Origin of the sequence: Microcoleus sp. Z1_B2, from assembly GCF_036700325.1 — a bacterium.
Lineage (GTDB): Bacteria > Cyanobacteriota > Cyanobacteriia > Cyanobacteriales > Microcoleaceae > Microcoleus.
Genome location: NZ_JAUBOQ010000084.1, coordinates 1 through 12927, shown reverse-complemented (window position 1 = coordinate 12927; position 12927 = coordinate 1). Strand labels below are relative to the sequence as shown.

The window sequence follows — 12927 nt, the reverse complement described above, 5'->3', positions numbered from 1 at the left end:
GAGACAGGGGTTTCAACCCCTGTCGGACTGTCGGACTGTCGGACTGTCGGACTGTCGGACTGTCGGACTGTCGGACTGTCGGACTTTGATACACGCAAAAAATCTTCCTGGTTTTCTTAGCAAAATGTTACAAACAAAGAAGCAAAAGTCTATTCAGGAGAATCCGCCTTGGTACTCTACAGCCCTCAACTTGAACCCAGTCAGCAGCAAAACCTTTCCTCCATCAATGGTTTTGCGGGCCGGCACATTGGCCCGACACCCAGCGAAATCCAGCAAATGCTCAATGTTTTGGGCATTTCCAGCCTCGATGAGTTGATTGACAAAACGGTTCCAGCGGCGATTCGCATTTCTCAACCCTTACAACTTCCCGCAGCGCAAAGCGAGTACAGCGCTTTGGCAGAATTGAAAGAAATTGCTGCAAAAAATCAGGTATTTCGATCGTACATCGGCACTGGATATCACGACTGCATAACTCCCCCCGTCATTCAGCGGAATATCCTAGAAAATCCCGGCTGGTATACAGCTTACACCCCCTACCAAGCCGAAATTGCTCAAGGGCGATTGGAAGCTTTACTGAACTTCCAAACCATGATAATTGACCTCACGGGTTTGGAAATTGCCAACGCTTCTTTGCTGGATGAAGGGACTGCGGCGGCGGAAGCGATGGCGGTGAGTTACGGCGCCAGCAAAAATAAGGCAAAAGCGTTTTTTGTTTCCCAAGATTGCCACCCTCAAACTGTGGAAGTGGTGCAAACTCGCGCTAAGCCGTTGGGAATTGAGGTCATTGTCGGCGACCATCGAGGCTTTGAGTTCGATCGTACAATCTTCGGCGCTCTCCTGCAATACCCCGCCACAGACGGCGCAATTTACGACTATACCGATTTTATTCGATCGGCACACGAAGTCGGCGCATTAGTCACAGTAGCCGCCGACATATTGAGCCTTTGCTTGCTCACACCCCCCGGCGAATTCGGCGCGGATATAGCCGTAGGAAGCACTCAGCGCTTCGGAGTGCCGATGGGATTCGGAGGGCCCCACGCCGCCTATTTCGCCACGCGAGAAGAGTTTAAACGGCAAGTTCCGGGGAGAATAGTTGGCGTTTCTAAAGATGCCAACGGCAAATCTGCTTTGCGTCTGGCCTTGCAAACTCGCGAACAGCACATCCGCCGCGAAAAAGCAACCAGCAATATTTGTACTGCTCAAGTTTTGCTAGCAGTGATGGCGAGTATGTATGCTGTTTATCACGGCCCGTCTGGACTGAAAGACATTGCTGAGAAAGTACGGACTTTAACAGCACTTTTGGCATCCGGTTTAAGAAGTTTCGGATACACAATTGGTTCTCAACCTTTCTTCGATACTCTGCGAGTAGAATTGGGAGACAAACCGCTGTCAGAACTTCTAGAAGCTGCTAAAGTACGCAAAATTAATCTCCGAGTTTTCGATGATTCGACAGTGGGAATCACTTTAGATGAAACAGTCACCGCTGAAGATGTGCAAGAGTTGTGGGAAATTTTTGCACAGGATAAAGATTATATCAGGGCAGACGGGCAGAATGCTCTCAACATTCCGCTGGATGCCGACGCATTGAATTCCTATTTGACCTTACCAGATTTTTGCGATCGCACCAGCAGCTATCTCGCCCATCCAGTTTTCAACAGTTACCATTCAGAAACTGAACTTTTGCGCTATTTGCACCGTTTAGAAGCCAAGGATTTATCGCTAAATACATCGATGATTCCCTTGGGTTCTTGCACAATGAAATTGAATGCAACAGCAGAGATGATGCCGGTGACTTGGGCAGAATTTGGCAAGATACATCCCTTTGCACCCCGCGATCAAACTCGCGGCTATCAAATGATGTTCGTGCAACTAGAACAGTGGCTGGCAGAAATCACCGGTTTCGCGGGAATTTCTTTGCAGCCAAACGCCGGTTCCCAAGGCGAATACGCAGGCTTGTTAGTTATTCGCCAATACCACGAACACCGAGGCGAATCTCACCGAAATATCTGTTTGATTCCCCAGTCAGCCCACGGTACAAATCCGGCTAGCGCGGTGATGGCGGGGATGAAAGTAGTTGCTGTCGAGTGCGATTCTCAGGGCAATATTGATGTTGCCGATTTGCGGAAAAAAGCCGATAAGCACAAAAATGAATTGGCGGCTTTGATGGTGACATATCCATCTACCCACGGCGTTTTTGAGGAAGAAATTAAAGAGATTTGCGATATTGTCCACAACTGCGGCGGACAAGTTTATATGGACGGCGCAAATATGAATGCTCAAGTTGGTTTGTGCCGCCCCGGTGATTTTGGTGCTGATGTTTGTCACTTGAATTTGCACAAAACTTTCTGCATTCCCCACGGCGGCGGCGGGCCGGGAATGGGGCCGATTGGGGTAATGTCTCATTTAGTGGAATTTTTGCCCACTAATTCTATTCTTAACAGTCAACAGTCAACAGTTAACAGTCAACAAATATCAGTTGGTGCTGTTTCCGCCGCGCCTTGGGGAAGTGCTAGCATTTTGCCTATTTCTTGGATGTACATTCGGATGATGGGAGGAGTGGGTTTAACTGAGGCGACAAAAGTAGCAATTCTTAATGCTAATTACATGGCAAAACGGTTAGAATCTTATTATCCGGTTTTGTACAAAGGGAAAGCTGGTTTGGTGGCGCATGAGTGTATTCTAGATTTGCGATCGCTCAAAAAATCTGCGACTATTGAAGTAGAAGATATCGCTAAACGGTTGATGGATTACGGCTATCACGCGCCGACGGTTTCTTGGCCGGTTGCTGGTACGGTAATGGTGGAACCGACGGAAAGCGAATCGAAGCAGGAATTAGACCGTTTTTGCGAGGCAATGATTGCAATTCGAGGCGAAATTGCGGAGATTGAAAAAGGTAATGTTGACGCACAAAATAACGTCTTGAAAAATGCGCCGCACACCGCAGAATCTCTGATGGTTGATGAGTGGAATCGTCCTTATACTCGCGCGCAAGCTGCTTATCCGGCACCTTGGACTCGCGAATATAAGTTTTGGCCTGCGGTGGGCCGGATAGATAATGCGTTTGGCGATCGTAATTTTGTCTGTTCTTGTTTACCAATGGAGGCATACACTTAAGAGTGTAATCAATGTAAATCTCGTTTATATCTGAGTCTAGATACCCCTAAATCCCCCTTAAAAAGGGGAGTAGGGGTTGACTTTGAGAACGCTTCCGGTCCCCCCTTGTAGGGGCGGTGCCCCCGTGCCCGCCCTCTTGGCTAGGGGGGATCTCCGGGTTTGATAGATGCCGAATATCTAGGTAAAAAAACCCGGTTTCTCAACCTCACCTCTCTCTTCTCTTCCTCTGTGCCCTCTGTGGCCTCTGCGGTTAAATTATTCCGAAACAACCGTAAACGATATCATCCAAAGCCTCAACAAAAATTCCCCCATCTCAGCTATAATCAAAACCATCCTATCCCTCCCCACAAACCCGCTATGAGGCACTGGCAGCCGGGACAACAAATCCACAACGGCAAATACCTAATCGAAGCCATCCTCGGCGGCGGCGGATTCGGTGTCACCTACCGCGCCCAAAACCTCAAAGAAGCCAAAGTAGTAGCCATCAAAACCCTAAATGCCAACGTTCAAGGTAAGCCAAACTTTCGCGAATACCAAACAAAATTTGTCAACGAAGCCTTATCTTTAGCCAAGTGCAGCCATCCCCACGTCGTGCAAGTTTACGAAGTATTTCCCGAAACCGTGGGAAATATCGAATTGTGGTGCATGGTGATGGAATTAATTGACGGGATTGACTTAGCCAGCCATCTAGAAGATAACGGCATTTTGTCGGAAGAGAAAGCTTTGGCAATTATTAAGCAATTGGGAAGGGCCCTGAGTTTTGTTCACAAGCAAGGATTTACTCACCTCGATGTTAAACCCCAAAATACTATGCTCAGAAAGCGGGGTTTGAAAGCCGTTTTGATTGATTTTGGCTTAGCACGACAGATGACAGCACCGGGAAAATTGAGAACTAATAGCAATTCCGGGACTGAGTGTTACGCACCCATTGAATTATTAGAAAAACGTGCCGAAATAGGCGCTTATACAGATGTTTATTCCCTAGCAGCAACGTTTTATGTCATGTTGACGGGTGAGTTGCCGTTTCCCTCGCTATTCAGGAAGCAAAATATTCTTTTAACTCCGCCAAAGCAATTCAATTCTGAGATTAGCGACAGGGTGAATGCCGCGATTATGAAAGGGATGGAGTTGGAACCGCAAAATCGCCCGCAGTCGGTGCAGGAATGGTTGGATTTGCTGATACCGAAACCTGTGGCTGCTGAGACTACGCGGGTGATTTCAGCCGTGGGAATGGATTATATAAACTTGCGGAATTTATTAGCGGCAGGAAAGTGGAAAGAAGCGGATTGGGAAACGGCGGAAGTCATGCTGAAGGTGGCGGGTAGGGAGAAAGAAGGATACTTGCATTTTGAATATATTGATAAATTTCCCTGCGAGGACTTGCGTACCATTGACCAACTTTGGGTACAATACAGTGATGGGCGCTTTGGCTTTTCGGTACAGAAGCGCATCTATCAAAGTCTGGGGGGAACCAGGGAATATGATAGTAAAATATGGAAAGCGTTTCGCGATCGGGTAGGTTGGTATGTGAATAATAGCTCGTTGTCGTGGAGTGAGCTAAAATTCAACACCAAGGCACAGCCGGGACACCTCCCTGGTGGAGGTGGTGGTTTGTTGGGTGGGGTAGGGTGTGGGGATTGGATCCGTCTCTTCTCTCGCGTCGAGACTTGTAAAGTGTAACATCTAAGCGTTTCAGGGTTTCATAAAGATTTATTACAGGCAATAAAACCACGAAGCCACGCCAGTTCTACGTTTCCGATACCTGGCACTGCGAGTCCTCAGTTTCCGGCCCATTTTCCGTAGCTTTTTGTAGTATCTGCCCAGCCACTTGCGGGTTATAACAATTAGCAAAAATGAACTTTTGGGCCACCGCTAAAATTTCCGGGTTTTGGGCAAATTCAAGAAACCGGGTTTCTGCGATAATTTACGCATCATCACCCAGATTCAGGAAGAAACCCGGTTTCTACCTCGCCACCAACAGTCTCCAAACCCCATAAACTCGCAAACTTTACGTGGCTATTAGTAGCATAGCGTATAAAACTTTCTTCACTCAAGATGCGATTCAATTAATTGTAAACAGACATCAACTTCCCCTAATTGTCGTCAATACAGAAGTAGAGGAAATAGTACAATGGATAAACTAACCGAGTATCCCAAATTAATCGATCGCATTTTAACCGAATATATAGAATTGTGCCACCGTCCTCAACCAGACATCGAAACCTTCTTAATTACCGATGCACAAAACGGTCATTATATGTGGATGAATCTCGGCTGACCAAAGGGAGAACGCATTACCGGGATGACTGTCTACGTTAGGATTCGGGATGGCAAATTCTGGATTGAGGAAGACTGGACAGAAGATGGAATCGCAACAGATTTAGTACGTGCTGGGGTTCCTAAAGAAGATATTGTATTAGCATTTCACGAGCCTGGAATGCGGCAGTACACGGATTTTGCAGTAGCTTCCTAGCGCTATCAAATATATTTGATAGGAGGAGACATGAATCCCCATAATTTAGAAACAAAATTTGTAGTTTGCATTAACAACCAAGACTACCCAGCGTCATTGGAAGTGCGAAAAATCTACCAAATAATCCCGGATAATCGCGCTGGGGAACATCAATTAATCCGAGTCATTGATGAATCTGGCGAAGATTATTTGTATCCAGTTTCATATTTTGTACCGATCGCATTGCCGCAAGCTGTAGCAGCCGTATTTGCCTAGTAGAAACTATAAATTATATTACGCACTTCGACTAAAGAAACCATTTTTTCACTTTATCTGTCGGTGGGAACGAAATATTGTCGTAAAAAACCCGGTTTCTGAGTCAATCTCAAGGAGTAAGCTGTTGTGCATTTAAATCGTCCTTAGCATCCGAGTGTGTTAGTGGACAAATACAACTCTCCTGGCCCAGCCACTGCGATCCTACTTGATGCAGGGCTGCCATCACCGGTTGAATTTGGCGACCCTTGGGCGTGAGGGAATATTCTACACGGGGCGGAATCTCGGCGTAAACACGCCGATCGACTAACCCTTGAGATTCCAACTCTCGTAGGCGTTGGGTGAGGGTTTTGGTGCTGATGCCAGGAAGTGCTGTGAGTAATTCGTGGGGACGGCGATCGCCTCCAAACAGTTCGCGTAGAACCAAAATTGACCATTTATTGTCCAACAAATCCAGCACAAATTGAATCGGACATTTAACCTCTACGCACTGACTCGCTTCCACCATAAACTCCCTTCACTATAATTTCCATATTTCTTTAGAAATGGCTCAAGCGTCCTATTGGCTTCAATGCTTTACCTAAAGTAACTATAGGATACCACTGGTAACTGACTTGTGGGCGATCGCGGATTAAGGCAATGTGGTGCACAGTCATCAATTCCGAACAATCCACTCTCCACTCCTATGGTCAGTTCAATTAGTAAATCGGAGTCTGCTGGTCTCCCATCCAGCATTAAAGCACCTGTTCAAGAAACCCTGTTAACACCACGCTTTTACACCACCAATTTTGATGTCGTTGCCGAAATGGATCTGTCCGGGCAACAAGCGGAATTAGAAGCAGTTGTAGCAGAATTGCGCGCGGACTATAACCGCCACCATTTTGTCCGCAATCAAGAGTTTGAGCAATGCTGGGACAAGATTGATGGCGAAACGCGAAAGGCATTTATTGACTTTCTAGAGCGCTCCTGTACCTCAGAATTTTCGGGTTTTCTGTTGTTCAAAGAACTCTCCCGCAAACTTAAGAATCGCCAACCGTTGTTATCGGAAGCCTTTAGCTTACTGGCACGGGATGAAGCGCGTCACGCCGGTTTCTTGAATAAGGCGATGGCAGATTTTGGGTTGTCTCTCGATCTGGGCTATTTAACAAAAAATCGTACCTACACATTCTTCCCTCCAGAATGGGTAATTTATACTGTTTATCTGTCGGAAAAAATTGGCTACTGGCGCTATATTTTGGTGTATCGCCATCTAGAACAACATCCAGAACATCAAATTTATCCCCTGTTTCGCTACTTCGAGAATTGGTGCCAAGACGAAAATCGGCATGGGGATTTCTTTAAGGCTTTGTTGCGATCGCAGCCTAAGCTTTGGAATAACTGGAAAGCAAGACTCTGGGCGCGCTTTTTCCTACTGACGGTGTTTGCCACCCACACAATGACGGTGTTGGAACGCTCCACATTTTATGACTCGATCGGCATCGACCCCGATGAATATAACAAGCAGGTGATTCATCACACCAATGAAACAGCAAAACGGGCGTTTCCCAGTATTTTAGATACCCACCATCCAGAATTCTTTCCTCGTTTGGATCGATGTGCGATCGCCAATCAGAAGCTAGCAGAAATCTCAACTAATCAGCGCCCTGCCGCCATCCAATTTTGCCAAAAATTACCCTGGATTGCTGCGATCGCGTGGCAGTTGTTGCGCCTTTATTTACTGCCCTCGATTAATGCTGAATCGTCCAGAACCGCTATTAATTAGGAGATATTGCCATGACTAATCTATCGACACGCCTCCGAGAAGGCACGATAAAATCCCACACCACAGCCGAAAATACTGCATTTATGAAATGCTTTATCAAAGGCATTGTGGAACGGGAACCTTTGCGTAAACTATTTGCCGATTTGTACTTTGTTTACAGCGCCTTAGAAACGGCTTTGCAGAGCCATGTCAACCACCCGATTATCGGAACCCTCTATTTCCCTGAGTTAAATCGCACTGAGAATCAGGCTTGCGATCTAGCTTTTTATTACGGTGAAAATTGGCGGGAGGAAATTACGGCTTCTCCTGCGGGTTGTGTGTATCGCGATCGCATTCAAACCCTCTCAAAAACCGATCCAGTCCTGCTGATTGCCCATGCCTACACCCGCTACATGGGTGATTTATCCGGCGGACAAAGCTTGAAAAACGTGATTCGATCGGCGTTGTCTCTGCCGCCGGATCAAGGAACAAATTTCTATGAATTTTCCCAAATCTCGACACCAGAAGCAAGGCGAGTATTTAAGGAACGCTATCGCCAAACCTTTGATGAGTTTCCGGTGGATGCTGACACGATCGAGCGAATTGTCGCCGAAGCAAATGCGGCATTTACCCTTAACCAGGATGTAATGCACGAACTCGAAGCCGATGTGAAAGCGGCGATTGGAGATCATACCTTTGATTTGCTGACTCGGCAAGATCGCCCCGGTAGCACAGAAGGCCGCAGCCCTCATGCCAAGCGAGAATCTGTCGCGAAATAACTCGCCCAAGGAAAACAAGATCGATCGTATCTCTAAAATATGCCGGGGTTCTGAATTTACACAACAACAGAAGGATACATTAGTTAATGAAACAGTTATCACAAACGGTTGAATTTGATGCTGCATTGTTGAATAAATACAACCAGCCTTTACCTCGCTATACCAGCTATCCACCCGCCACAGAATTAAGCACTGACTTCGATCGCAAAGCATTTAAAACCGCGATCGCCATCGGCAATCACAAACAAACCCCCTTATCGCTTTACTGCCACATCCCCTTTTGTGAAACGCCCTGTTATTTCTGCGGCTGCAATACCATCATTACCCAGCGCAAGGAGGTGGTAGAACCCTATTTAGGCTATCTCGATCGCCAAATTCGCCAAGTTGCCAGTTTGGTGGATGCCGATCGGCTGGTGCATCAGTTGCACTGGGGCGGCGGCACGCCCAACTATCTCGATCGCACTCAGGTAGAGTTTCTCTGGAACCAGTTAAATCGATATTTTCGGTTCGATGACGCAGCAGAAATATCGATCGAAGTCAACCCTAGCTATATCGATCGCGAATATATTCTATTTTTGCGACAATTAGGCTTCAATCGGATTAGTTTTGGCATTCAAGACTTTAATCCCACCGTGCAGCAAGCGATCAATCGGGTGCAGCCGGAAGCGATGTTGTTTGATGTGATGGATTGGATGCGGGAAGCTGGGTTTGAAAGTGTAAATGTAGATTTGATTTACGGCTTACCTTTCCAGACACAAGCCACATTCCAGGAAACTGTACAGAAGACCTTGCTATTAAATCCTGATCGCATTGCCGTCTTTAATTTTGCCTATGTTCCCTGGCTCAAACCGGTTCAGAAACGAATGCCGGAATCTGCTTTGCCCACTGCGGGGGAAAAGCTGAAAATTCTGCAAAGTACGATCGACCAACTGACGCAAAGTGGCTATGTGTTTATTGGTATGGATCACTTTGCCAAGCCTAATGATGAACTGGCGATCGCGCAACAAGCTGGGCAACTACATCGGAATTTTCAGGGTTATACCACTAAGCCAGAATCGGATCTGTTGGGCTTTGGCATGACTTCCATCAGTATGTTGCAGGATGTGTATACCCAAAACCACAAGGGATTGAAAGATTTTTATCTGGCGATCGATGGGGGTGAATTGCCTATCGAAAAAGGTGTTAGACTTAATCATGACGATCTGATTCGGCGCACAGTAATCATGGAATTGATGTGTCAATTCCAACTGTCGGTGCAGGATTTGGAAGAAAAATACCATCTCGGATTCGATCTAGATTTTAATGACTATTTTGCTCAGGTTTTGCCACAACTTGATGCCTTAGAAGCCGATGGGTTAATCAAACGTTGGGGCGATGGCATTGAAGTAACTGCGATCGGGCGCTTGCTAATTCGCAATATTGCATCGGTGTTTGATAGCTATCTCATCCCCCACTCAAGCAAACGGTTTTCCAAGTCCCTATGAATCAGCGTCAGATTTGTTAACTCAGATTAGTTAACATAGTCAGGGACGGATAAATACTTTCATAACCGAGTTTTTGCGTAAATTCTAACCAATTCAACAAGGAAAAAATCAATGTTCTGTGAACAATGCGAACAAACAGCAAGCGGACAAGGATGCCATCAGTTTGGTGCTTGTGGGAAAAGTCCCCAGGTGAATGCTATCCAAGATTTGCTGATTTATTATCTGCGCGGGTTGGCTCCGATTGCCCTGAAAGCAAAGGAGTTAGGCATTGATACTCATGCAGTGGATGTCTTCACCTGCGAAACGATCTTTGCCACGATGACGAATGTCAACTTTTCCGAAAAGCGGTTTGTTGAGTATCTCCAAGAAGCGATCGCCCATCGCGCCAACCTCAAGGCTCAAGTGCAGCAAGCAACAGACACTCCACCTACCTGGGCTGCAATTTCCGACTTTGAACCCAACTTTGAGGATAGCCTGGTTGAGCAGGGTGAGCTGATTTCGTCTCAGTTCCTCAGTCAGTCTGGCTTGAATGTGGATATTTTCTCACTCAAACTCACAGTGCTATATGGGGTTAAGGGTCTTGCCTCCTACACCTTCCACGCCTACGAAGTGGGCCAGGAAGACGAGCGGGTGTATCGTTTCATTTATGAGGCACTTGTCGCCCTCGATAACCAGACTTTGAGCTTGCAGGATTGGGTGAATCTTGCTCTTGAGGTGGGAGCCATCAATCTGCGCTCTATGGAACTATTGGATGCCGGACATACCGGTACCTATGGGCACCCAATTCCCACGCCTGTTCCCCTCAATCCACGGCAAGGGAAGGCGATTCTGGTTTCAGGACATGACATCAAACAACTCGAAGGCTTACTCAAGCAAACAGCAGACACGGGAATTACTGTTTACACCCACGGCGAACTTCTACCAGCCCACGGCTATCCCAAACTAAAACAGCAGTATCCCCATCTCTACGGTCACTACGGCACTGCTTGGCAGAACCAAACCAAGGATTTTGGCAAGTTCCCCGGTGCGATCGTGATTACGACCAACTGCTTAATGCCAACCCATTCCTATTATGAAGATAAACTCTTTAGCGTTGGCCCCGTCGGCTATCCGGGTCTGATTAACTTGAGTGCGATCGACAATGACACACCCGATTTTACTCCCGTTATTGAGAAAGCACTGGCACTTCCCGGCTTTACTGAAGATGCACCCCCCAGGGAAGTCACAGTTGGTTTTGCCCACAATACAGTCCTAGGGGTGGCAGATAAAATCATTGAGGCTGTGAAACAGCGTAAAATCCGCCATTTCTTCCTGGTGGGGGGCTGTGATGGAGCCAAACCCGATCGCAACTACTACACCGAGTTCGTAGAAAAAGTGCCTGATGATTGTGTCGTGCTCACCCTAGCTTGCGGTAAGTTTCGCTTCTTCGATCGACAAATGGGCGACATTGACGGACTACCCCGCCTGATGGATGTTGGTCAGTGCAACGATGCCTACTCAGCGATTCAGATTGCTGTAGCCCTAGCCAATGCCTTTGAGGTAGGTGTCAACGATATACCCCTTTCCATGATTCTGTCGTGGTATGAACAAAAGGCAGTAGCCGTCTTGCTAACTCTCTTGCATTTGGGGATTAAAAACATTCGTTTAGGGCCGACATTACCGGCGTTTATTTCTCCCAATGTATTCAAGCTTCTGTCGGAGAAATATAACTTGCAGGCCATTACCACCCCTGATGCCGATCTAGCAGCTTGCTTGAGCCCATTAGCAGTCATTCGCTAAGGAATGAGAATTAAATAACTTAGAATGCGTGATGGTTCTTGTGGGATGGGCGTCCCGCCCGTCCAGAAATGGCGGGCTATAAGCCCAACCCCTACTCCCCACTTTCAAGAGTGTAAATTATTTAATTCGCGATCCTAAGTCTATTCAGAGGGATTCATCTGCGTTAATCTGTGTTTATCTGCGGTGAAAAAAAGAGAATGTATTAACCGCCCCGGACAAGGGATTGACGCAGATTCACGCGCTTGTCGAGAATAGAGATAGGATGGAGATTCATATTCTCAAAGATGGCAGTCGGATTTTCACAGGCTACCGGAGTCAAATGAATCTCGCTGAGTCGGAGTTATGAACCCGATCGCACTAAGCATCGAGCATCCAAGCAATACACTTTTGCATTTGATTGCTCATTGTTTGTCGATCGGCATTATACCTGCGGCCGTGTCCCGGCAACACCCATTCAAACGAGTAATTAGCCAACTTCTGCATAGATTTGATTTGTTCTGGCCAAGAATACCAACAGACATCGTGAAAGCCAACTAGCTGCTGCAAACTTTCCGACCAAGCAAGATGATCGCCGGTGAACAAAAACTTGTTATTGTAAAGCAAAACTGTGTGACCTTTCGTGTGACCGGGCACCGATATAATCAACAAATCATCTGCTAGTTGATACGGTTCTGTGGGCGACAATTGCATTTCTACACGGCAAGTATCAGCGTTAATTTCGTCATAATGAATGATGCGATCGCACCCAAAATGCTCGTGGTATAGTTGATGATCTGCCACATCATCGCCGTGAGTCAAGTACATATAGCGAATGCCACCCATTGCTTCTATGTTTTTGACTAGCGGCGGCACAAAACGGGGAGAATCAACTAAAATGTTTCCTTCAGGGCGGACAATTAAATAGCTGGCTGCAGCGTAGGATTTCTCTGAGTGGTAGCCGCAGTGATAGACATTTTCTGCTACGAGTGCGGGCAACAGTTGCTGGGCTTCTTTGATCCTTTTGGGTTTTTCTACAGTGCCGATCGAACTTGTGGGACAAGACAAAAGAGCCGCGAGCGATCGCATTTCTTCAGTTTCATTAGTTGGCTGGCGGTAAACCGCAGACTGTTCTCCCGCTTGAGTAAATACTTCAGGTGCCATCCACCGACAAGTATCGCAGTCAATGCAGGTACTGTCCACTTGACACTCCCCTGGCTAAAGCCGAGGGGATTCTTGATTCGCAGAATCGACTTGCCGATGCAGAATTACTTCAACATCGGTAGCGGTCAACTCTCCACAAGCGTTCGGATCTAAGATCCAAGTTCC

At 46.8% G+C, this 12927-nt stretch carries 10 protein-coding genes and 2 pseudogenes; 9 read left to right on the top strand and 3 right to left on the bottom strand.

Annotation, left to right across the window (positions count from 1 at the left end; translation table 11 throughout):
- The first annotated feature begins 168 nt into the window (after positions 1-168).
- The 5 genes and pseudogenes from gcvP (at position 169) to QT984_RS28790 (ending at position 5842) form a co-directional block, all read left to right on the top strand.
- The gene (gene gcvP, locus QT984_RS28805; RefSeq protein ID WP_333375482.1) at positions 169-3114 is read left to right on the top strand and encodes an aminomethyl-transferring glycine dehydrogenase; all 2946 of its coding nucleotides are present in this window, start codon (positions 169-171) and stop codon (positions 3112-3114) included.
- A 357-nt stretch (positions 3115-3471) separates the two neighbouring features.
- On the top strand, positions 3472-4794 hold the full coding sequence (locus QT984_RS28800) for a serine/threonine-protein kinase (RefSeq protein WP_333058510.1): 1323 nt from the start codon (positions 3472-3474) through the stop codon (positions 4792-4794).
- Between the two features lie 332 nt (positions 4795-5126).
- Entirely contained in the window at positions 5127-5258 is a 132-nt protein-coding gene (locus QT984_RS29905; protein ID WP_445243059.1) for an element excision factor XisH family protein, read from the top strand.
- A pseudogene (locus QT984_RS28795) lies at positions 5246-5587 on the top strand (XisI protein). Before QT984_RS29905 ends, QT984_RS28795 begins: the two are co-directional and overlap by 13 nt.
- Before the next feature lie 30 nt (positions 5588-5617).
- Entirely contained in the window at positions 5618-5842 is a 225-nt protein-coding gene (locus tag QT984_RS28790) for a hypothetical protein (RefSeq protein ID WP_333058511.1), read from the top strand.
- Between the two features lie 109 nt (positions 5843-5951).
- Here QT984_RS28790 and QT984_RS28785 read toward each other — a convergent pair whose 3' ends face one another.
- Positions 5952-6347, bottom strand: coding sequence for a helix-turn-helix domain-containing protein (locus tag QT984_RS28785; RefSeq protein WP_333212269.1), 396 nt, complete (start codon positions 6345-6347; stop codon positions 5952-5954).
- 177 nt (positions 6348-6524) lie between these two features.
- Here QT984_RS28785 and acsF point away from each other — a divergent pair, with 177 nt between their 5' ends.
- The 4 genes from acsF (at position 6525) to hcp (ending at position 11622) form a co-directional block, all read left to right on the top strand.
- Positions 6525-7601 carry a magnesium-protoporphyrin IX monomethyl ester (oxidative) cyclase gene (gene acsF / locus QT984_RS28780; protein ID WP_333264025.1) on the top strand — a complete coding sequence of 359 codons (1077 nt, stop codon included), beginning with the start codon at positions 6525-6527 and terminating at the stop codon, positions 7599-7601.
- A gap of 11 nt (positions 7602-7612) precedes the next feature.
- The gene (locus QT984_RS28775) at positions 7613-8359 is read left to right on the top strand and encodes a heme oxygenase (biliverdin-producing) (RefSeq protein ID WP_333375480.1); all 747 of its coding nucleotides are present in this window, start codon (positions 7613-7615) and stop codon (positions 8357-8359) included.
- 86 nt (positions 8360-8445) lie between these two features.
- Positions 8446-9843 (top strand): oxygen-independent coproporphyrinogen III oxidase, encoded by a 1398-nt coding sequence (gene hemN / locus QT984_RS28770; protein WP_333058518.1) that lies wholly within the window; start codon positions 8446-8448, stop codon positions 9841-9843.
- 111 nt (positions 9844-9954) lie between these two features.
- On the top strand, positions 9955-11622 hold the full coding sequence (gene hcp / locus QT984_RS28765) for a hydroxylamine reductase (protein WP_333264028.1): 1668 nt from the start codon (positions 9955-9957) through the stop codon (positions 11620-11622).
- A 357-nt stretch (positions 11623-11979) separates the two neighbouring features.
- Here the strand turns inward: hcp and QT984_RS28760 are convergent, their stop codons facing one another.
- The gene (locus QT984_RS28760; RefSeq protein WP_333058522.1) at positions 11980-12801 is read right to left on the bottom strand and encodes an MBL fold metallo-hydrolase; all 822 of its coding nucleotides are present in this window, start codon (positions 12799-12801) and stop codon (positions 11980-11982) included.
- Positions 12802-12816: 15 nt separating this feature from the next.
- Positions 12817-12927: pseudogene (locus tag QT984_RS28755) on the bottom strand (transposase); the annotation flags it as partial.